Below are 19,271 nucleotides of genomic sequence, written 5' to 3' on the forward strand. Positions count from 1 at the left end.
TACCAGACACTTGCTGTTGGGGAGAAGTTGTACGTCCCTTGGTACGGGGGTTACGAAATGGTGGGCGGATCCTTGAGGTACCGGCGTACCGCGAACGCGGTGTAGGCCAGGCCGATGAACCAGCCGACGGGTACGGCCCAGATGACGCCGTCCAGACCGAGCGGCCCCTTCAGGAGGGACGCGGTGGGGACCCGGGCGACCAGCAACGACAGCATCGTGCAGACCAGGGGGAAGACGGTCCGGCCGATACCGTTCAGGAAGCCGTGGACGACCGCCATCGCCGAGTAGAGGAGGAGGAGAAGAACGGACAGGTCATGAGGATGTAGGAGCCGACGATCGCGCGGACCGGCTCGTCGGTGGTGAACGCGGCGGCGATGTCGTGCCGCGGCAGGATCAGGAGCAGTGACTCCGCCACCGTCGCCCACAGGCGGATCCGCAGCGCGACGAGCAGGACCCGCCGGGCGCGTTCGGCGTCCCCGGCGCCGGTCCAACGGCCCATCAGCACACCCCTGTTCATCCGCTCCCCCGCCGCATGCCGGTCTCCCGGCGTCTCAATTACCCCACTCCGCAGGGCATTGATGCATGCCACACTCACTTCATGCCAGGTCCCATCCAGTCGCTGTCCCGAGGCGCCGCGCTGTTACGGCTGCTGGCCGCCGGTGAGGGACGGCTCGGTCTCTCCGACGCCGCCGCCTCGCTCGGTCTGCCGAAGGGCACGGTGTACGGCATCCTGCGCACCCTGCGGCAGGAGGGCCTCGTCGAGCAGGATCCGGTGTCCGGCAAGTACGGGCTGGGCGCCGAGCTGGCACGGCTGGGCGGCAGGTACCTCCAGACCCACGAGCTGCGCACCCATGCCCTGGCGTGGGCCGACGACCTGGCCCGGGACACCGGGGAAGCGGTGCACGTGGGCGTGCCGCACCTGTCGGGTGTACTGATCGTCCATCACGTCTTCCGCTGCGACAACACACCACAGACCCTGGAGACCGGCACGGTCGTGCCACTTGAGGGAACGGCGCTGGGCGCGGTCCTGGGCGCCTACGCGTCCGATTCGCCCGAGCCGCCCGCGAGTTCGACGGCTCACGGCGGTTCGCCGGCTTTCACCGACAGCCCGGAGGCCGTCAGGGATCGCGGCTGGGCCTGCGTTCCCGGACCGGCCCGGGACGGCACGGCGTCGATCGCGGTGCCGATCCGTGACCGGCGGCGCGCCGCCGTCGCGGCGGTGAGCGTCACGGGGTCCGCCGACCGGGTCTGCGCGGACGGCCCGGTGCGCACCTCCCTGGTCTCCGCGGCGCGGACCTGCGCCCGCTCGATCTCGCGCAGCTTCGGCGACACGGATCGTCCCTGAGGCGACCGCCCCCACAGGGAACCCTCAACTCCCCTGCCCCATAAGGGAGCTGCGCTAATCTCACGTCACACGCACCACGCGAGAGACACAGGGTTCCCATGCCAGTCGAGTACCGCGGTCGGTCCGAAACGATGGCCTATGCGGCGGCGGGGATGGAACCGCCGCCCGTGGTCCCGTTGCGGAAGAGCGATCCCCGGCAGGCGGGCCCGTACCGGTTGCTGTCGGTACTGGGCAGCGGCGGGATGGGCCGGGTCTATCTCGGCCGCGACGCCACCGGCTCCACCGGCCCGGCCGCCGTGAAGGTGATCCGTCCCGAGTACGCGGAGGACCCGCAGTTCCGCAGGCGCTTCGAGCGCGAGGTCGGCGCCCTGGACAGCATCCAAGGGGCGCACATCGTACGGCTGTTGGGCAGCGGCTGCGACGAGGACCTGGTGTGGGTCGCCACCGAGTACATACCCGGGCCCACGCTGGACCAGCTGGTCGACGCGCGAGGACCGGTCGACGCGGCGGCGGCCTGGCGGCTGATGGGTGACGTGGGACGGGCGATCGAGGCGATCTGGCGCGCGGGGCTGGTGCACCGCGACCTCAAGCCGTCCAACGTCATCCTGGGCGCCGACGGCGCCCGCGTCATCGACTTCGGGGTCGTCCAGGCCACCGACGGCACCTCGATCACCACCACGGGTCAGAATGTGGGCACCCCCGCCTACATGTCCCCGGAGCAGGTCCGCGGCCAGGAGGTCACCGCCGCCTCGGACGTCTTCTCTCTGGCCTCCACGCTCACCTACGCGGTCGCCGGGGAGGCGCCGTTCGGCGAGGGCACGGGCGTCGACGTGCTGCACCGGGTGGCCTTCGACCCGCCCCGGGAGGAGACCCTCGACAAGGTGGCGGCCGTCGACGCGGACCTGGCCGCGTTCATCCGCGTCTGCCTGGACAAGGACCCCGAGCAACGGCCGTTGCCCGAAGCCGTGTTCAGGACCGCCATCGGGCATCAGCTGTCCGGGCCGGTCGGGGACCCGCCACGTGCGGCTGCTCCCGAGCGCGTGGCCTCCCCCGGGCTCACGATCTCTCCGTCCGTACTTCCCGTGACGACGCCTGCGGAGCCGTCACCCGAGCCCGGTAAGCCTCAAGTCGCGCCCGGGAAACGGGGGTTCGCGCCCAAAAGACGCGGAAAGCTGATCGTGGGAGCCGTGGCCGCCGCTGCCGTCCTGGTCGCCGGCAGCGGCACGACGCTGCTGCTGCACCACGACAGCGGGACGTCGGCCGGTGCAGGGCCGGAGGCGGCGACGGACGTACCGGAGAACTCGCCCTCGGCGACGAGCGGTTCACCGACCCCGGACACGACCCTGCCGGGGACGGAGAACGGGGCGTCGCAGAGTCCGACGAGGGCGCCGGCCACCCACGATCCCGCGACCCTCGACATCCGGATCGCCTCCTGCGTCGCCGAGATCGCCTCGCACTCCCACGGCGACTGCGTCAAGGCCCTCCAACTCCTCCTCGCCGGCTACGGGTTGCACGTCACGGTCGACGGCGACTACGGGGCGGCGACCAGCGACGCGGTGAAGGCGTTCCAGACCGAGGCCGGAACCACCCCGAGCGGGACGGTCGACGCGCAGACCGCGAGACTGCTGTACGGCACGGAGCGCGGACCGGTCAGGGCCGGTTCGGTGACCGTCACCGAGAACGTGCACGCCGTCGATGTCGCCCGGTGCCTCGACGCCCGCGTCTCCGCGGTGCAGGTGTGGGGGTGCAACGGCACGGCGGCCCAGAAGTGGGCGCTGTACCGGGTGCCCGGTCACGCGTCCCAGTACCTCGTCGTCAATCAGGGCAACCACTCCTGCCTGGACGCCGACGCCGGCACGGTCGGCCAGAACTTCTCGAAGATCCGGGCCAGGAGCTGCGACGGGCTGAGCGCGCAACGGTGGCGACTGGGCGGCGCCGGAACCCTGGTCAGCGCCCCGGACGGCCTCTGTCTGGACGCGGATGCCTCCGAGTCGGGGCAGGACGGTCAGCCCGTCCAGACCTTCGGCTGCGCGGGCAGCTCCAACCAGGTCTGGAACTGGCACTCCTGACGCACCGTCACACCCCGTTGGGGTCAGGCGTCCCCGTACGCCTCGCCACCCAGCTCCAGCGCCGCCGTCCCCGCCGTCGCATCGGCCAGCCAGACCCGGAAGGCGTCCACGTCGGCGTCCGGCAGCCCGATCTCGATGGTGACCGCCTCGCCGTAGCGGACGTCCCGGACCTCGCGGCCGGTGGCGCGCAGATCGTTCTGGATCTTGCCGGCCCGCTGGTGGTCGACGGTCACGGTGACCAGCCGGAAGCGGCGGCGGGTGAGGGTGCCGAGGGCGTCGAGCGCTTCGCCGACCGAGCCGCCGTAGGCCCTGATGAGGCCGCCCGCGCCGAGCTTGACGCCGCCGTAGTAGCGGGTGACGACGGCGACGACGTACCGCATGTCGCGGCGCAGCAGCATCTGGAGCATGGGGACCCCGGCCGTGCCGCCCGGTTCTCCGTCGTCGCTCGCCTTCTGGATCGCCGCGTCGGCGCCGATGACGTAGGCGAAGCAGTTGTGCGAGGCGTCGGCGTGCTCCTTGCGGACCCGGGCGACGAAGTCCTGGGCCTCCTGCTCGGTGCCCGCCGGGGCGAGGGCGCACAGGAAACGGGAGCGGTTGACCTCGGTCTCGTGCACGCCCGGGCGGGCCACTGTGCGGTACTCGTCCTGCATCCGGCCAGCCTAGTTCGCCGCCAACGCTCCCAGGGCCGCCGCGTGACCGACGACGCTGTCCTGCGGACCGTTCGCGAAACGCCTCGTCGAGCGCCGCACCGGCCGCACGACAGATCCGTCGGGGAGCCTGAGCCGAATGGCCCGGTGGCCGGAGCTGTCGAGAGCGCGGGCGATCCATTCCGCGCTGGTGCGCACGTCGTCGAGGAGAGAGGTCATCAGGAGATCATCGCGCGATTCCGTAACGGACTGTGGGTCGCCCCCGGTCCGGGTGAGGGTGACGATGTGGTGGATACTCGCTCCTCGTTGCCCGGGTACCGGGCACGGTCGTCCGATCGCAGGGAGTTCTCAGCATGACCGGCGCACAGGTGGACAGTACGGAGAGCACGGAGTCCGGTGGTTCCGGGTCCGCCGCCGACCGCTGCCGGGCCTGGCTCCTGGACGGGCTGAGCGAGCAGAGCGCCCGGCACCCGGGGCCGCACGCGACGCCGAACCCGGAGCACGAGGGGCACCGGTGGTGGCGGGTCATGTGTCTGACCGGCGTCGACTACTTCTCCACGCTGGGCTATCAGCCGGGCATCGCCGCGCTCGCGGCCGGGCTGCTGTCACCGCTGGCGACGGTCGTACTGATCGGGCTGACGCTGCTGGGGGCACTGCCGGTGTACCGGCGGGTGGCGCACGAATCTCCGCACGGCGAGGGGTCGATCGCCATGCTGGAGCGGCTGCTGCCGTGGTGGTCGGGGAAGATCTTCGTGCTGGTGCTGCTGGGCTTCGCGGCGACGGACTTCATGATCACGGTCACTCTGTCGGCGGCGGACGCGGCGGCGCACGTCGTGGAGAACCCGTTCGCGCCGGGCTGGCTGCACGGCGAGAACACCTGGATCACGCTGGTGCTGGTCGGCGCGCTGGGCGCGGTCTTCCTCAAGGGGTTCCGGGAGGCCATCGGGATCGCCGTGGTGCTGGTGGGCACGTATCTCACCCTCAATCTCGTGGTCCTCGCGGTGTCCGCGTGGGAGGTGCTGAGCCATCCGGTGAAGATCGGCGACTGGACGGACGCGATGACGGCCGCGCACTCCTCGCCGCTCGCGATGGTCGGTGTCGCCCTGCTCGTGTTCCCGAAGCTCGCGCTCGGCATGTCCGGCTTCGAGACGGGTGTGGCGGTGATGCCGCAGGTCAAGGGCGATCCGACGGACACCTGGGCGAAGCCCACGGGCCGTATCCGGGAGACCCGCAAGCTGCTCACCACGGCCGCCGTGATCATGTCCGGTTTCCTGCTGCTGTCCAGCCTGGCGACGACGATCCTCATCCCGCAGAGCGCCTTCAAGACCGGCGGCCCGGCGAACGGACGCGCCCTCGCCTACCTCGCGCACCAGCACCTGGGCCAGGTCTTCGGCACGATCTACGACATGTCGACGATCGCCATCCTGTGGTTCGCGGGCGCCTCCGCGCTCGCCGGGCTGCTGAACCTCGTCCCCCGCTATCTGCCGCGCTACGGCATGGCCCCGGAGTGGACGCGGGCGGTGCGTCCGCTGGTGCTCGTGTTCATGGTGGCGGCCGTCCTGATCACCCTGTGGTTCCACGCGAGCGTCGACGCGCAGAGCGGCGCGTACGCGACGGGTGTGCTGGTGCTGATGCTCTCGGCCGCCTTCGCCTCCACGGTCACCGTGCACAAGCGGGGGCATCGGAAGGCGACGCTCGGGTTCGGCGCGATCACGGCCGTGTTCGCCTACACGCTGGTCGCGAACGTCGTCGAACGGCCCGACGGCATCAAGATCGCCGGGATCTTCATCGTGCTGATCCTGACGACGTCGTTCGGCTCCCGCATCCACCGCGCCTTCGAACTCCGCGCCGCCGAGGTCACGTTCGACGACACGGCGGCCCGGTTCATCGACGAGGCGGCCCGCTCCGGCCCCCTGCGGCTGATCGCCAACGAGCCGCAGGAGCACAGCAGTCGGGAGTACCGCGCCAAGGAGTACAGCCAGCGCGAGCACACCCATATCCCGGACGGCGGCCCGGTGCTCTTCGTGGAGGTCATCGTGCGCGACTCCTCGGACTTCACCGCGGACATCGCCGTGCACGGCGACAAGAAGTACGGGGTACGGCGGCTCCGGGTCGAGGGCCCCACGGTGCCCAACTCGATCGCCGCGGTCCTGCTGGCCCTGCGGGACCGCACCGGGGAGGTCCCGCACGCCTACTTCGACTGGACCGAGGGCAACCCGTTCAGTCATCTGATCCGTTTCCTGGTCTTCGGCGACGGCGAGGTCGCACCGGTCACCCGCGAGGTACTGCGCCGCGCGGAACCGGACCGGCACCGGCGGCCCCGCGTCCACGTCGGCTGACCGCCGTGCGGGTCCTTGTCGTCGGCGCCAGCGGCTTCCTGGGCACAGAACTCGTCCGCCGGGCGAGCGCGGCGGGCTGGTCCACGGCGGCGACGTACTGCTCCTCGCGCCCCGACGGTCACGCACCCGGTGTCTCCTGGCACCGGGTCGACCTTCGCGCGCCCGCTCAACTCGACGACCTCCTGGCCGAGTTGACCCCGGACGCGATCATCAACGCGACCAGCGGACTGAGCGACTGGGCGGTCACCGCCGACGGTTCGGTCCGCGTGGCGATGGCCGCGGCTCGCCACGGCCGCCGGCTGATCCATGTCTCCAGCGACGCCGTGTTCTCCGGTTCGCGGGTCTCCTACGACGAGTCGTGCCCGCCCGACCCGGTCACCCCGTACGGCGCGGCGAAGGCCGCCGCGGAGACCGCCGTACGCCTTCTGACACCGGCCGCCGCTGTCGCGCGCACCTCGCTGATCATCGGACACGGCGGCTCCGCGCACGAGCGCATGGTGCACGAACTGGCCGCGGGTGCCCGCGAAGGCGTCCTGTTCACGGATGTCGTCCGCTGCCCGGTCCACGTCGGGGATCTGGCCGCCGCCCTGCTGGAACTCGCCCGGTCCGACGCTTCGGGCATGTTCCACCTGGCCGGTCCGGACGCCCTGAGCCGCCACGAACTCGGTGTGCTCATCGCCCGACGCGACGGCCTCGACGCGCGCCGGCTCCCCGCCGGGCGCGGAGCGGGCACGTCCATGGCCCTCGACGTCCGCCTCGACGGCCGAGCCACCCGGGAGCGGCTGGGCACACCCCTGCGCGGAGCCCGGGAGTTCCTCCAACTCCCCTAGAACCGGGCCTACTTCTTCCTGCCCCTCGGCACGGTCAGGCCCGTCAGCAGGGCGGTGCCCGGGGCGAGGTCCTGCCAGGTGCGGCCGTGCCAGGCCAGGACCGCGATCGCCGAGGTCGGGAACTTCACCCGGACCTCGTCGAGCGTGTCGTCGAGACTGTCGCCGGCGAGTTCGAGGACCAGTTCCTCCAGGCCGGGGTTGTGCCCGACGAGGAGCAACGTCTCGATCTCGTGCGGCACTTGGTGCACGACGTCGAGCAGATCCTCCACGTCGGCCGCGTAGAGCCGCGGTTCGTACCGCACCGGTGGCGGGGTGCCCCACTGCGCCGACGCCAACTCCCAGGTCCGGCGCGCCCGTACGGCCGTGGAGCACAGCGCGAGGTCCGGCAGGGAGTCCGCCTCGGCGAGCGCGATCCCGGCGGCCGGGGCGTCGCGGAGACCGCGCGGGGCGAGCGGCCGCAGCTGGTCGGGAACGCCCGCGGGCCAGGCGGACTTGGCATGCCGCAGCACCACCAGTCGGCGCAGCGGGCGGGCCCCGGCACGGGCGCTCACGTCAACGACCCGATGTCACGGGTGAGTTCGAGCCCGAGCAGCCGATCGGCGTAGGCGTAGGTTTCGAAGCGGGCACCGTCCGGCAGTTCGGGCCAGGTCTCCACCCGCCGCAGCACCCCCAGCACGGCAGGCACGTCGAGGTCGTTCTCCCAGGCGCTCCGCAGCTCGACGCGCACCTCGTCGGGCACCGGCCGCGAGGGCCGCCGCGCCCAGTCGGCGACCGACGCCCGCCAGTGCGCGAGGGTCCGCCGCGCCTCGTCCAGCCCGTCCGCGTCGAGCCGCAGCGGCAGGTCCCGTCGCTGCGAGAGCAGGGCGAGCCGGAACGCACCCGGGTCGGAGAGGTCCGGGGCAGCGGTCGTAGGAGATTCGACGGGCGCTACGGCGACCAGGGCTCCCCCGGGTGTCGCGCCGCTCCCGGCGGCCACGTGGAGGACCTGGGCCTCTCCCAGTCCGGAGCCGAGGTCTCCGCCGTCCTCGAACGGGCGGATGCCCAACGCCACGGCGGCGGCACGGAGTTCGGCCTGCTCGTGGTCGCCGGTGAGCAGGGCCCACACGGGTGTGCCGCCGAGTTCGAGGGCGCGCACGAGGAGGTCGGCGACGAGGAGGACACGTAGTGCCGTGTGATCGAGGCCCGACGCATGCGCCTCGACCCTGGTCAGGCCACGGCGGGCGGGGGCGGCTTCGGTGGAGTCGCCGGTTCGGGCGTCGATGATGCGCAGCACGGCCCGAGCGTAGGCGGGTGGAGGGCCGTACGCACGCATGTTCGCTCTGTTCAGGCCGGAGTCGCGGGGTTCACGCGAGGTTGTCCGGCACATGGATCCGTACCTGGTCCAGGGTCGCGACGGCCGCGGTCTCTCCCAACACGTCGGCCACGCACGGCAGAAACGAACGCAGCCGTCGCTCGTCGTCCACGATGATCACCAGGCAGGGCCCGTGATCGCGGAGGTGCCGGGCCTTGGGGTCGCCCGCGCCGAACCCCGTCACGCCGTGGAAGACGCTCGCTCCGGCGAGGCCCTCGCGGTGGGCGCGGTGGACGAGTTCGGCGTAGGCCGGCCTGTGGTGCCAGAGCGCGGCCGCGTCGAGATGGATGGTGAGACGTGCGGCGAGCGGGTCGGGCGCGGGCATCGGGCACCCCCTGCCGTAGGGACTGTCCCGACGGTACTGCGCGGGTCGGAAAGGGGGAACGCGGTCAGCGGGCGAGCAGGTCCCGCAGTGCCTTGGCCACGTCGGCGGGTGCCTCCTCCGCCATGAAGTGGCCGCAGGTCACGGTGGAGTGCCGCAGGTCCGGCGCCCAGGCGCGCCACAGGGCCGCCGCGTCGAAGCCGAGGGCGGCGCCCCAGTCCTGCTGGAGCACGGCGACCGGCATCCGCAGCCGGTTTCCGGCGTCCCGGTCGGCCCGGTCGTGGGCGAGGTCGACGCCGGCGGAGGCGCGGTAGTCGGCGACGATCGAGGGGACCGCGGCGCGACAGGCGTCCAGGTAGGCGGTGCGGACGTCGGCGGGGATCACGTGCGGGTCGTTGGTCCAGAGGTCGAGGAAGTGGCCGAAGAACGCGTCGGGCGCGGCGGCGATCAACTCCTCTGGCAGGCCCGGCGGTTGGGCCATGAGGTAGAGGTGGAAGCCGACGGCTGCGGTGACGCCGTGCAGCACGTCCCACATGTCGAGGGTGGGGAGTACGTCGAGACAGGCCAGGTGCGTGATCCTGTCCGGGTGGTCGAGTCCGGCGCGGAAGGCGACGAGGGCGCCGCGGTCGTGGCCGGCGAGTGCGAAGCGGTCGTGTCCCAGGGCCTGGGCGAGGGCCACGATGTCGCCGGCCATGGTGCGCTTGGCGTAGCCGGAGCCGTCGGTGTCGGCGGGCTTGTCGCTCGCGCCGTAGCCGCGCAGGTCGGGGCAGATGACGGTGTGGTCGGCCGCGAGGTCGGCGGCGACCTCGCGCCACATGAGGTGGGTCTGCGGGAAGCCGTGCAGCAGCACGAGCGGGCTGCCCGAACCGGACACGGCCGCGTTCAGGGAGACGCCGTCCGCGACGGGAACGCGGTGGTAGGTGAAGCCGGGGATGGTCGGTGGCATGGTGCGCCCTGCTTTCGTCCGTGCTGTGAGTGCTTTCTCCGAGCCTGCCGCGCGCCGATGAGCAACGGGTGAGCGCGCTACCGTGACCTGGGGCGATGCCCCCGGAAAGGGTGGTCGGTGATGGAGGTCGCGTTCGGGGTGCTGGGGCCGGTGACGGCCTGGGACGGTGCCGGGGACGTGATCGCCCTGCGGGGACCTCGGCACCGGGCGGTGCTGGCCCGGCTGCTCGTGGCCCGGCGCCGGGTCGTCCCGGTCGGGCGGCTGGTCGAGGATCTGTGGGCGGGCCGTGCGGAGCCGCCCGCCGACGCCGTGGGCGCGGTGCGCACCTTCGTAGCCGCGCTGCGCCGGGCCCTGGAACCGGAGCGCCCGCCGCGCGCACCGGCCCGGCTGCTGGTCACCGAGGGGCCGGGGTACGCGCTGCGGGCCGCGCCGGATGCCGTGGACGCCTGGCGCTTCGAGCGAGCGGTGACCGCCGCCGGTGCCCTGCCGGAGGAGCGGGCACTGGCCCGGCTGGAGGAGGCGCTCGGCTGGTGGCGGGGCCCGGCCTACGCCGACTTCGGCACCGAGACCTGGGCCCGCACGGAACGCTCACGCCTCGCCGAGCTGCGCCTGCACGCCGTCGAACGCCGGGCCGAGACCCAACTCGCCCTGGGCCGGGCCGCGGAGGCGGTGCCCGACCTGGACGAGCATGCGGCCGAACACCCGTGGCGCGAGAACGCCTGGCGACTGCTGGCACTGTCCCTGTACCGCACCGGCCGCCAGGGCGACGCACTCGCGGTACTGCGCCGGGCCCGCGCCCTCCTCGTGGAACAACTCGGAGCGGACCCCGGGCCGGCCCTGCGCCGCTTGGAGGCGGACGTCCTGGCGCATGCTCCGCACCTGGACACCGGGCCCGGCAGTCCTCGGAAGCAGGCACAGGTATCCAGCGGCCCGCACGAACAAAGCCGGTCGCAAGCGGACAGTGGTCCCGCCGAGCAGGTATGGTCCGCCGCCACCGCCGCCTACGACCGGACCGTGGCGGCCGGTGCCCGGGTGCGGCTGGAGTCGGCGGTGGGGCTGTTGCGGGATCTCGCGGTGACCGGTGGTGGCGGGCTGGAGGCGGCCCGTGGGCACCGGCTCGCGGCGATCGCGGCGGCGGCGGAACTGGGCGACCCGGTGCTCACCGCCCGGGTGATCGGCGCCTACGACGTCCCGGCGATCTGGACCCGTGCCGACGACCCCGGGCTGGCGGCGGAGACCGTGGCCGCCGCCGAGCGCACCCTTGCCGAACTTCCGCCGGACGCCCATCTCGCGGTGCGGGCCCGCCTGTTGGCGACGATCGCTCTGGAGTCGCGCGGTACGCGTTCCGCGCGCGGGCCCCAGGCCGCCCGCCAGGCGGAGGACATCGCCCGCCGGCTCAACGACCCCGCGCTTGTGGTCTTCGCCCTCAACGGGGTGTTCATGCAGACCTTCCAGCGCGCCGGTCTGGCCCCGCAACGGGACCGGATCGGGGCCGAGTTGGTCGCGATCTCCGCCCGGCACGGCCTCGTCACCCACGAGGTGCTCGGCCGTCTCGTCCGGCTCCAGGCCCGTAGCGCCCTCGCCGACTTCGGCGGAGCGGACCGGCACGCGGCAGCCGCCGAGGAGCTGGCGGAGCGTCATGAACTGCCGCTGGTGGGCGTGTTCACCCAGTGGTATCGGGTGCTGCGGCTCGCCGAGGCCGGGAGTGCGCGGCCCGTGGACGTGGAGGCGGCCTACCAGGATGCGGCGCGGCGGCTGGACGGAGCCGGAATGCCCGGGCTGGAGGACGGGCTGCTGCCGCTGGCCCTGCTGTGTCTGCGGGTGCGGTACGGGCGGCCCGCGCAGACCGGCGGGCACATCGACTGGGGGCCGTACGAACCGTGGGCCCGCCCGCTCGTGTCGCTGGCCCAGGGGCGGCCCGACGACGCCCGGGACGCGCTGCGTTCGCTTCCGGAGCCGCCGCGCGACCTGCTGTTCGAGGCACTGTGGTGCCTGGCCGCGCGGGCGGCGCTCGCCGTGGGCGACCGGGGCACGATGGAGCGGGCGAGGGACGAACTGGCGCCCGCCGCAGCCGAGTTGGCCGGGGCGGGCAGCGGTCTGCTCTCGCTGGGCCCCGTCGCGCGGTACCTCGACGATCTCGCCGACGCGCTACGGGGCCCTCGGTGAGCGGGAGTTCGCGTCAGTCGCCGACCTGCACGACCGTCGTCGCCCCGGCCCGGACCGTCGGTGTCGCGTAGGTGCAGGTCACGCCGTGGACCGTCTTCACCCGCACGTGCTGTGCGACGCCGTCGACCTTGATCTTCTTGTGGACGCCGGGGAAGCGGGCCTCCCAACTGTAGGAGCCCTTGCGGGAGTTGTTCGTCAGCTTGGTAGCCGGGCCCGAACACCCTCACCCTCGACTACGAGCACCCGTAGACCGCCGGGTTCCCACAGTTCGCCCCGGGCGACGAGGTCGAGTTCACCACCCAGCGCACGATGACCCCGGTGGCCGACCCGCACGCGAAGGTCACGGCCGTGGACGGCCCCAGCGGCATGGACCACGACAAGCCGCTCACCACGATGAACGTCACCTTCGACCGGCCGGTGCCCGCCGCGGTGCAGATCGGCGGCACGGTCGTCGAGAACATCACGGCCACCCCGTCGGTCGTCATCTCCGGCAACACCTTCCGCAACGTCCCGACCCGCGGCATCCTGGTCACCACCCGCAAGCCCGTCCTGATCAGCGGCAACCGCTTCGACGCGATGTCCATGGCGAGCATCTACGTCTCCGCCGACGCCTACCAGTGGTACGAGTCCGGCCCGGTCGCCGACCTGACGATCCGCGACAACACGTTCACCCGGCCCACCGGCCCGGTCATCTTCGTCGAACCGACCAACCAGGTCGTCGACCCGGCGAACCCGGTGCACCACGACATCAAGGTCGAGCACAACTCCTTCGACATCGGTGACGTGACGGTCGTCAACGCCAAGAGCGTCGGCGGCTTCACCTTCACCGGCAACACGGTCCGCCGCCTGGCCACCCCGGACGAGCCGCCGTAGACCTCCTCGCTCTTCGTCTTCCACGGCAGCACGGGGATCAAGATCGCCGACAACCACTACGACAAGGGCCGCAACACCTCGGTGGTCTCCGACCGAGGGAATCCCCGCCCGCCGTGCGCCGTTGTGCCACGCGTCAGACTCCGCACGCACACCAAGGAGGCCGAGCGTGTACGGCGACTCAGCAACGGTCCGCAAGATCCTCACCGAGTCCGGTGACACCTGGGCGGTCGTGGGCCTGTCCTCGAACCGGTCCCGTGCCGCTTACGGCGTGGCGGAGGTTCTGCAGATCTTCGGCAAGCGCGTCGTCCCCGTCCACCCCAAGGCGGAGACGGTGCACGGCGAGCAGGGGTACGCCTCGCTCGCGGACATCCCCTTCGAGGTCGACGTCGTCGACGTGTTCGTCAACAGCGACCTCGCCGGGGCGGTCGCGGACGAGGCGGTCACCCAGGGGGCGAAGGCCGTCTGGTTCCAGTTGGGCGTGATCGACGAGGCCGCGTACGAGCGGACCCGGGCAGCGGGCCTGGAGATGGTGATGGACCGCTGCCCGGCGATCGAGATCCCGAGGCTCGGCCGCGGCTGAGACCGGCACAGCATGAGGACACCGTAAGAAGCCTGTGGGCATGTCAAAGAAGACCTCGAAGACAAGTAAAATTTCAGGCAACGGACTTCTGTAAGAATTCATTCATTCCTAGCCTGAGGCCTCCCGTCCGTTAAGCATCCGTGCTGACTTCGAGAGGCCCCTTGACATGGTGAGTGTTGACAAACTCGTCCCGGAGGCCACCAGGGATCCGAGCGGTTTGCGGCGGGACGTCGGTCTGATCGGGCTGACGTGGGCATCGGTCGGCTCGATCATCGGCTCCGGGTGGCTGTACGGCGCGCACGACGCCGTCATCCAGGCCGGTCCCTCGGCGATCATCTCGTGGGTGATCGGCGCGGTCGCGATCGTGCTGCTGGCGCTGGTGCACGCCGAACTCGGCGGCATGTTCCCGGTCGCGGGCGGTACGGCCCGCTACCCGCACTACGCCTTCGGCGGCCTTGCGGGCATGTCCTTCGGCTGGTTCTCCTGGCTCCAGGCCGCGACCGTGGCGCCGATCGAGGTCGAGGCCATGATCGGCTACGCCGGCCACTGGTCGTGGGCGAAGCACTTCCAGCACGCCGACAAGACCCTGACGGCCAGCGGACTGCTGGTGGCGGTCGTGCTCATGGCCGTCTTCGTCGCGGTGAACTTCTTCGGCGTACGAGTGCTCGCGCACACCAACAGCGCCGCGACCTGGTGGAAGATCGCCGTTCCGCTGGGCGCGATCTTCATCGTCGCCGCGAGCAACTTCCACCCCGCCAACTTCCACTCGGAGGGCTTCGCGCCCTTCGGCGCCAAGGGCGTCCTCACCGCGATCAGCACCAGCGGCATCATCTTCGCGCTGCTCGGCTTCGAGCAGGCCATCCAGCTGGCGGGCGAGAGCCGCAACCCGAAGCGGGACCTGCCGCGCGCCACGCTCGGCTCGGTCGCGATCGGTGCCGTCATCTACGTCCTGCTCCAGGTGGTGTTCATCGCCGCACTGCCGCACAGCAGCTTCGCCAACGGCTGGGGCCACCTCGCGTTCAAGGGCGACAGCGGCCCGTGGGCCGGCCTGACGACTCTGATCGGTCTCGGCTGGCTGGCCTGGATCCTCTACCTGGACGCGATCATCTCCCCCGGCGGCACCGGCCTGATCTACACCACGGCCACCTCACGGGTCTCCTACGGCCTGGCGAAGAACGGCTACGCCCCCAAGCTCTTCACGAAGACCGACGCGCGCGGTGTGCCGTGGTTCGGCCTGATCATGTCCTTCATCACCGGCGTGATCTGCTTCCTGCCGTTCCCCAGCTGGCACAAGCTGGTCGGCTTCATCACCTCGGCGAGCGTGCTGATGTACGCGGGCGCTCCGCTGGCCTACGGCGTCTTCGCCGACAAGCTGCCGCGCCTGGAACGCCCGTACCGGCTGCCGGCCGGCAAGGTGCTCTCCCCGCTGTCGTTCGTGGTCGCCAACCTGATCATCTACTGGGCGGGCTGGGACACCCTGTGGCGGCTCGGCCTGGCGATCCTGCTCGGCTATCTGCTGCTCGGCGGCTACGCCTACTACGCCCACAGCAACAACCTGCCGGACGCGCCCCGATTGGACTTCAAGGCGGCGCAGTGGCTGCCGGTCTACCTGCTGGGCATGGGCCTGATCTCCTGGCAGGGCGGCTTCGGCGGCCAGGGCAACATCCCCTTGTGGTGGGACATCCTGGTCATCGCCGTCTTCTCCCTCGGCATCTACTACTGGGCCAAGGCGACGTCGTCCACGGTCGAGGACATCGAGCGCAGCATCGACGAGGTCGTGATCACGGACGCGCCCGCGCACTGATCCGTCCCTCCTCACCCGGCAACACGAATCCGGCCGCCTGGTCCAGGCGGCCGGATTCGTGTTGTCGGGACGCCGTCATACTGGGCCGGTGACTTCTGCCTCCCCCCACCCCAACTCGCCGTCCGCTCCCCGCTTTCCGGTCGTCGTCGTGGGTGCCGGTCCCGCCGGGCTCACCGTCGGCTGCATCCTGCGCGCGGCCGGAGTCGACTGTCTGGTCCTGGAGACCGAGACCAGGGAGTTCATCGAACAGCGGCCACGGGCCGGGGTGATCGAGGAGTGGGCCGTCCGCGGCCTTGAGCAACGGGGCCTCGCGCACAACCTGTTGGAGCGGGCGCAGCGGCACACCCAGTGCGAGTTCCGCTTCGGCGGGCAGCGGCACCGGTTCTCCTACACGGAGTTGACGGGGCATCACCACTACGTCTATCCGCAGCCGTTGCTGGTGACGGACCTGGTGCGGGAGTACGCGGACGTGCGCGGCGGCGAGATCCGCTTCGGCGTGCGGGACGTCGAGCTGCACGACCTGGACACCGACCGCCCGGCGGTCTCGTACACCGACCCCGAGTCCGGTCAACGGCAGCTCGTGCACGGGGACTTCGTCGCGGGCTGCGACGGTGCGCGCGGGGTGAGCCGGGCCGCGATACCCGCGGAGCGGGCCCGCACCGCGCGGCACGACTACGGCATCGGCTGGCTCGCGCTGCTCGCCGAGGCGCCGCCGTCCTCGGACTGCGTCCTGTTCGGTGTCCATCCGCGCGGCTTCGCCGGGCACATGGCGCGCAGCCCCGAGGTCACCCGCTACTACCTGGAGTGCCCGCCCGGCGACGACCCCGCCGACTGGCCGGACGAACGTGTCTGGTCCGAGCTGCAGCACCGGCTCGCCGCGACCGGCGCCCCGCCGCTGACCGAGGGCCGGCTGATCGAGAAGCGGGTGCTCGACATGCACAACTACGTTGTCGAGCCGATGGTGTTCGGCCGGCTCTACCTCGCGGGCGACGCGGCCCATCTCACCGCGCCCATCGCCGCGAAGGGCATGAACCTCGCCCTGCACGACGCCTTCCTGCTCGGCGACGCGCTCGTCGCCCACCTCACGAGGGGCGAATCGGCGGGCCTGGGCGGCTATTCCGAGGCCTGTCTGGGCCGGGTCTGGGAGTACCAGGAGTTCTCCCGGTGGCTCTCCGATGTGTACCACGGCGCCTCGTCCGGCGATCCGTACCTCGCGGGCACCACGCTCGCCCGGCTGCGCCGGGTCTTCCAGTCCCCTTCCGCGGGGCTCGCGTTCGCGGAGTCGTACCTCGGCAAGGACCCGGCCGGCTGACGGATCGTCAGTCGTGCGGCGGGCGGTCGCTCAGCCGGTGGTCCGCCACGTTCAGCGCCTCGTCGACGAGGCGTCGCAGATGGCCGTCGCTCAACGAGTAGATGACCCGGCGGCCCTCCTTGCGCGTGGTCACCAGTCCCGCGAGACGCAGTCGCGCCAGGTGCTGGCTGACGGCCGGGCGGGCCGCACCGCACGCCTCCGTGAGCGTGGTGACGTCGGACTCGCCCGCCGTCAGGGCATGGAGGAGGGTCAGGCGGGTGCGGTCGCCGAGCAGGGCCAGGAGTTCGGCGGCCAGCGCGAACTGTTCCTCGCCCGGGGTGCGCGGATGCGCATCGTGCGCAGGTGATAGGTGCATGCGTGCGCTCATACGCACATAATGGCCCTGTGGACGCCGTACGTCCACCAGCGCACCGGAAGGGGACGCACGTGAGCGACCAACACCACCACGGCCACAGTCACAGTCACAGTCACAGCCATGGACACGAGCACCACCATCACCACTCCCCCAAAGGTGTCCGGCACCGCCTCACCCATCTCCTCACCCCCCACTCCCACGAGACCGCCGACAAGCTCGACTCCGCCCTGGAGACCTCGGCCCGCGGCATGCGCGCGCTCTGGGTGTCGCTCGCGGTGCTCGGTGCGACGGCGCTGGTGCAAGGGGTCGTCGTGGTCGTCTCCGGGTCGGTAGCGCTGCTCGGCGACACGGTGCACAACGCGGCGGACGCGCTGACCGCCGTACCACTGGGCATCGCGTTCGTGCTCGGCCGCCGCGCCGCGACCCGGCGCTTCACCTACGGATACGGCCGGGCCGAGGACCTGGCCGGTATCGCGATCGTGCTGACGATCGCCGCGTCCGCCGCCTTCGCGGCCTGGGCGGCGGTGGACCGGCTGCTCGATCCCCGGCCCGTCACGCATGTCACGGCGGTCGCGGGAGCCGCGCTGGCCGGCTTCGTCGGCAACGAGTGGGTGGCCAGGTACCGGATCCGGGTCGGGCGGGAGATCGGGTCGGCCGCCCTGGTCGCCGACGGGCTGCATGCCCGTACGGACGGGTTCACGTCGTTGGCCGTGCTCATCGGGGCCGGCGGTTCGGCACTGGGGTGGCAACTCGCCGATCCCCTCGTGGGGTTGGCGATCACCGCCGCCATCGCGCTGGTACTGCGGGACGCGGCGCGCGAGGTGTTCCGGCGGGTGATGGACGCCGTGGATCCCGCACTCGTGGACCGGGCCGAGCACGCCGTCCGCGAGGTCGAAGGAGTGCGCGGGGTGAGCGAGTTGCGGCTGCGCTGGATCGGACACCGGCTGCGCGCCGAGGTGGCGGTGGTGGTGGACGGGGAGGCGACGGTACGGCAGGCCCACGCCGTCGCCGTAGCGGCGGAACACGCGCTGCTGCACGCGGTACCGAGGCTCACCGCGGCCCTGGTGCACGCCGACCCGGCACCGGTGCCGGGCGAGGCGGACCCGCACGGGGAGTTGGCCCACCACCACAGCATGGCCTGAAATCAGGCGACCCCGAGACCTTCGAGTACGACCGCGCCCGGAAGATCCGCGAACGCCTTGCCGGGGACGAGGAGTTTGCCGCGGCGGCGCCCGCTGCCGACCAGGACGTACGGGAGGTCGACGACGGCGGAGTCCACCAACACCGGCCAGTCGGCGGGGAGTCCGATGGGGGTGATGCCGCCGTACTCCATGCCGCTCTCGCCGGTCGCCGTGTCCATCGACGCGAACGAGGCCTTGCGGGCGCCGAGTTGGCGGCGGACCACGCCGTTGACGTCGGCGCGGGTGGTGGACAGCACCACACAGGCGGCGAGCGTCGTCCCACCGCCGCGCTTCCCGGCCACGACCACACAGTTCGCGGACTGCTCCAGCAACTCCCGGCCGTAGTGCTCGACGAAGGTGGCGGTGTCGGCCCACTCCGGGTCGGTGTCGACGTAGACGATCTGCTCGGCGGGGACGCTGCCGCGCCAGCCGCGCACGGCCTCGGCGACCGGGCGGGTCAGTTCGTCGAGGCAGTCGGGGGCGGGGGTGGCGTGGTCGAAGTGTCCGATGGGTGCGCGCATGACGGCACGCTAACAGTCGTGCGGCGGCCGTTCACGGGGTGTCGCGGTGCACCGGAGGGACGGACACCGCCATCACCATCTCCATCGGCACCTCGCCCCGATTCCCGTAGATGTGCGGGGTGTTGGCCTCGAAGGTGGCGCTGGCGCCGGCCGGGACGAGGTGGTCCTCGCCGTCCACGGTGAGGGTCAGCTCGCCGGCGGTGACATGGACGAGCTCGACGGTGCCGGTGGGGTGGGGCTCGGAGGGGCTGCTCTCCCCCGGCATCAGCCGCCAGTCCCACATCTCCAGCGGTCCGGGCGCCTCGGTGCCGGCGAGGAGGCGGTTGTAGCTGCCGGCCTCGGTGTGCCACAGCCGTACCGCGCGCTCGGCGGGGACGATGCGGACCTTCGGGCCCTGTTCGTAGTCGAGCAGGGTGGTGATGCTGACCCCAAGGGCGTCACCGATCTTGACGACCGTACCGATGCTGGGATTGGTGCGGGCCTGCTCGATCTGGATGAGCATGCCCCGGCTCACGGCGGCCCGAGCGGCCAGCACGTCCAGGGTGAAGCCGCGCACCGAGCGCCAGTGCTTGACGTTGCGCGCCAGGGACTGGTTCAGCAGGTCGAGGTCCGACACGTTCCGCCCATACC

General features: G+C 71.8%; 21 protein-coding genes. 10 read left to right on the top strand and 11 right to left on the bottom strand.

The genetic code is table 11. The features are described 5' to 3' along the window. Positions 1-50: 50 nt before the first annotated feature. Together ACWDEW_RS22150 and ACWDEW_RS22155 are read right to left on the bottom strand one after the other, a co-directional pair. Entirely contained in the window at positions 51-278 is a 228-nt protein-coding gene (locus ACWDEW_RS22150) for a hypothetical protein (RefSeq protein WP_450514661.1), read from the bottom strand. Then, positions 254-517, bottom strand: coding sequence for an MATE family efflux transporter (locus ACWDEW_RS22155; protein WP_450514662.1), 264 nt, complete (start codon positions 515-517; stop codon positions 254-256). Before ACWDEW_RS22155 ends, ACWDEW_RS22150 begins: the two co-directional genes overlap by 25 nt. Before the next feature lie 81 nt (positions 518-598). Between ACWDEW_RS22155 and ACWDEW_RS22160 the strand changes: the two genes are divergently transcribed. Both ACWDEW_RS22160 and ACWDEW_RS22165 read left to right on the top strand, forming a co-directional pair. After that, positions 599-1,345, top strand: coding sequence for an IclR family transcriptional regulator (locus tag ACWDEW_RS22160; RefSeq protein WP_450514663.1), 747 nt, complete (start codon positions 599-601; stop codon positions 1,343-1,345). Positions 1,346-1,443: 98 nt separating this feature from the next. Next, positions 1,444-3,414, top strand: coding sequence for a protein kinase domain-containing protein (locus ACWDEW_RS22165; RefSeq protein ID WP_450514664.1), 1,971 nt, complete (start codon positions 1,444-1,446; stop codon positions 3,412-3,414). Positions 3,415-3,437: 23 nt separating this feature from the next. Here the strand turns inward: ACWDEW_RS22165 and ACWDEW_RS22170 are convergent, their stop codons facing one another. After that, the gene (locus tag ACWDEW_RS22170) at positions 3,438-4,064 is read right to left on the bottom strand and encodes a YigZ family protein (RefSeq protein WP_450514665.1); all 627 of its coding nucleotides are present in this window, start codon (positions 4,062-4,064) and stop codon (positions 3,438-3,440) included. A 9-nt stretch (positions 4,065-4,073) separates the two neighbouring features. Further along, a complete protein-coding gene (locus tag ACWDEW_RS22175) occupies positions 4,074-4,280 on the bottom strand; it encodes a hypothetical protein (protein WP_450514666.1) in 207 nt (68 codons plus the stop codon). 134 nt (positions 4,281-4,414) lie between these two features. Between ACWDEW_RS22175 and ACWDEW_RS22180 the strand changes: the two genes are divergently transcribed. Then, the gene (locus tag ACWDEW_RS22180) at positions 4,415-6,400 is read left to right on the top strand and encodes an amino acid transporter (RefSeq protein ID WP_450514667.1); all 1,986 of its coding nucleotides are present in this window, start codon (positions 4,415-4,417) and stop codon (positions 6,398-6,400) included. A 5-nt stretch (positions 6,401-6,405) separates the two neighbouring features. Continuing rightward, on the top strand, positions 6,406-7,230 hold the full coding sequence (locus ACWDEW_RS22185; protein WP_450514668.1) for an SDR family oxidoreductase: 825 nt from the start codon (positions 6,406-6,408) through the stop codon (positions 7,228-7,230). Positions 7,231-7,238: 8 nt separating this feature from the next. Here ACWDEW_RS22185 and ACWDEW_RS22190 read toward each other — a convergent pair whose 3' ends face one another. The 4 genes from ACWDEW_RS22190 to ACWDEW_RS22205 form a co-directional block, all read right to left on the bottom strand. Continuing rightward, positions 7,239-7,781 (bottom strand): SixA phosphatase family protein, encoded by a 543-nt coding sequence (locus ACWDEW_RS22190; RefSeq protein WP_450514669.1) that lies wholly within the window; start codon positions 7,779-7,781, stop codon positions 7,239-7,241. Beyond that, positions 7,778-8,542 carry a hypothetical protein gene (locus ACWDEW_RS22195; RefSeq protein ID WP_450514670.1) on the bottom strand — a complete coding sequence of 255 codons (765 nt, stop codon included), beginning with the start codon at positions 8,540-8,542 and terminating at the stop codon, positions 7,778-7,780. Before ACWDEW_RS22195 ends, ACWDEW_RS22190 begins: the two co-directional genes overlap by 4 nt. Positions 8,543-8,573: 31 nt before the next feature. After that, a complete protein-coding gene (locus ACWDEW_RS22200) occupies positions 8,574-8,906 on the bottom strand; it encodes a DUF190 domain-containing protein (protein WP_450514671.1) in 333 nt (110 codons plus the stop codon). Between the two features lie 64 nt (positions 8,907-8,970). After that, entirely contained in the window at positions 8,971-9,849 is an 879-nt protein-coding gene (locus ACWDEW_RS22205) for an alpha/beta fold hydrolase (RefSeq protein WP_450514672.1), read from the bottom strand. 120 nt (positions 9,850-9,969) lie between these two features. On the opposite strand from ACWDEW_RS22205, the gene ACWDEW_RS22210 reads away from it, so the two are divergent. The 5 genes from ACWDEW_RS22210 (at position 9,970) to ACWDEW_RS22230 (ending at position 16,584) form a co-directional block, all read left to right on the top strand. Beyond that, positions 9,970-12,015 (top strand): AfsR/SARP family transcriptional regulator, encoded by a 2,046-nt coding sequence (locus ACWDEW_RS22210; RefSeq protein WP_450514673.1) that lies wholly within the window; start codon positions 9,970-9,972, stop codon positions 12,013-12,015. Between the two features lie 318 nt (positions 12,016-12,333). Then, positions 12,334-12,888: a right-handed parallel beta-helix repeat-containing protein gene (locus tag ACWDEW_RS22215; protein WP_450514674.1), complete on the top strand. Its 555-nt coding sequence runs from the start codon at positions 12,334-12,336 to the stop codon at positions 12,886-12,888. 166 nt (positions 12,889-13,054) lie between these two features. Further along, positions 13,055-13,468 carry a CoA-binding protein gene (locus ACWDEW_RS22220; RefSeq protein ID WP_450514675.1) on the top strand — a complete coding sequence of 138 codons (414 nt, stop codon included), beginning with the start codon at positions 13,055-13,057 and terminating at the stop codon, positions 13,466-13,468. Positions 13,469-13,634: 166 nt separating this feature from the next. After that, complete coding sequence (locus ACWDEW_RS22225; RefSeq protein ID WP_450514676.1) at positions 13,635-15,272, top strand: APC family permease; 1,638 nt, start codon at positions 13,635-13,637, stop codon at positions 15,270-15,272. An 88-nt stretch (positions 15,273-15,360) separates the two neighbouring features. Beyond that, positions 15,361-16,584, top strand: coding sequence for a 4-hydroxybenzoate 3-monooxygenase (locus ACWDEW_RS22230; protein ID WP_450514677.1), 1,224 nt, complete (start codon positions 15,361-15,363; stop codon positions 16,582-16,584). Positions 16,585-16,591: 7 nt separating this feature from the next. Here ACWDEW_RS22230 and ACWDEW_RS22235 read toward each other — a convergent pair whose 3' ends face one another. Further along, a complete protein-coding gene (locus ACWDEW_RS22235) occupies positions 16,592-16,951 on the bottom strand; it encodes an ArsR/SmtB family transcription factor (RefSeq protein WP_450514678.1) in 360 nt (119 codons plus the stop codon). 59 nt (positions 16,952-17,010) lie between these two features. Between ACWDEW_RS22235 and ACWDEW_RS22240 the strand changes: the two genes are divergently transcribed. After that, the gene (locus tag ACWDEW_RS22240; RefSeq protein WP_450514679.1) at positions 17,011-18,081 is read left to right on the top strand and encodes a cation diffusion facilitator family transporter; all 1,071 of its coding nucleotides are present in this window, start codon (positions 17,011-17,013) and stop codon (positions 18,079-18,081) included. 2 nt (positions 18,082-18,083) lie between these two features. Here ACWDEW_RS22240 and ACWDEW_RS22245 read toward each other — a convergent pair whose 3' ends face one another. Beyond that, positions 18,084-18,641, bottom strand: a complete 558-nt coding sequence (locus ACWDEW_RS22245; RefSeq protein ID WP_450514680.1) for a YbaK/EbsC family protein — start codon at positions 18,639-18,641, stop codon at positions 18,084-18,086. Positions 18,642-18,672: 31 nt separating this feature from the next. Beyond that, the gene (locus ACWDEW_RS22250; protein WP_450514681.1) at positions 18,673-19,257 is read right to left on the bottom strand and encodes a helix-turn-helix domain-containing protein; all 585 of its coding nucleotides are present in this window, start codon (positions 19,255-19,257) and stop codon (positions 18,673-18,675) included. Between the last annotated feature and the right edge of the window lie 14 nt (positions 19,258-19,271).

Source organism: Streptomyces sp. NPDC001100 (genome assembly GCF_053598575.1).

Bases quoted from the DNA above. Each gene is read 5' to 3' on its own strand.
- ACWDEW_RS22200 (WP_450514671.1), bottom strand. From the start codon at position 8,906: ATGCCCGCGCCCGACCCGCTCGCCGCACGTCTCACCATCCATCTCGAC.
- ACWDEW_RS22205 (WP_450514672.1), bottom strand. From the start codon at position 9,849: ATGCCACCGACCATCCCCGGCTTCACCTACCACCGCGTTCCCGTCGCG.
- ACWDEW_RS22245 (WP_450514680.1), bottom strand. From the start codon at position 18,641: ATGCGCGCACCCATCGGACACTTCGACCACGCCACCCCCGCCCCCGAC.
- ACWDEW_RS22180 (WP_450514667.1), top strand. From the start codon at position 4,415: ATGACCGGCGCACAGGTGGACAGTACGGAGAGCACGGAGTCCGGTGGT.
- ACWDEW_RS22170 (WP_450514665.1), bottom strand. From the start codon at position 4,064: ATGCAGGACGAGTACCGCACAGTGGCCCGCCCGGGCGTGCACGAGACC.
- ACWDEW_RS22165 (WP_450514664.1), top strand. From the start codon at position 1,444: ATGCCAGTCGAGTACCGCGGTCGGTCCGAAACGATGGCCTATGCGGCG.
- ACWDEW_RS22210 (WP_450514673.1), top strand. From the start codon at position 9,970: ATGGAGGTCGCGTTCGGGGTGCTGGGGCCGGTGACGGCCTGGGACGGT.
- ACWDEW_RS22150 (WP_450514661.1), bottom strand. From the start codon at position 278: ATGGCGGTCGTCCACGGCTTCCTGAACGGTATCGGCCGGACCGTCTTC.
- ACWDEW_RS22175 (WP_450514666.1), bottom strand. From the start codon at position 4,280: ATGACCTCTCTCCTCGACGACGTGCGCACCAGCGCGGAATGGATCGCC.
- ACWDEW_RS22235 (WP_450514678.1), bottom strand. From the start codon at position 16,951: ATGAGCGCACGCATGCACCTATCACCTGCGCACGATGCGCATCCGCGC.
- ACWDEW_RS22195 (WP_450514670.1), bottom strand. From the start codon at position 8,542: ATGCGTGCGTACGGCCCTCCACCCGCCTACGCTCGGGCCGTGCTGCGC.
- ACWDEW_RS22160 (WP_450514663.1), top strand. From the start codon at position 599: ATGCCAGGTCCCATCCAGTCGCTGTCCCGAGGCGCCGCGCTGTTACGG.
- ACWDEW_RS22155 (WP_450514662.1), bottom strand. From the start codon at position 517: ATGAACAGGGGTGTGCTGATGGGCCGTTGGACCGGCGCCGGGGACGCC.
- ACWDEW_RS22225 (WP_450514676.1), top strand. From the start codon at position 13,635: ATGGTGAGTGTTGACAAACTCGTCCCGGAGGCCACCAGGGATCCGAGC.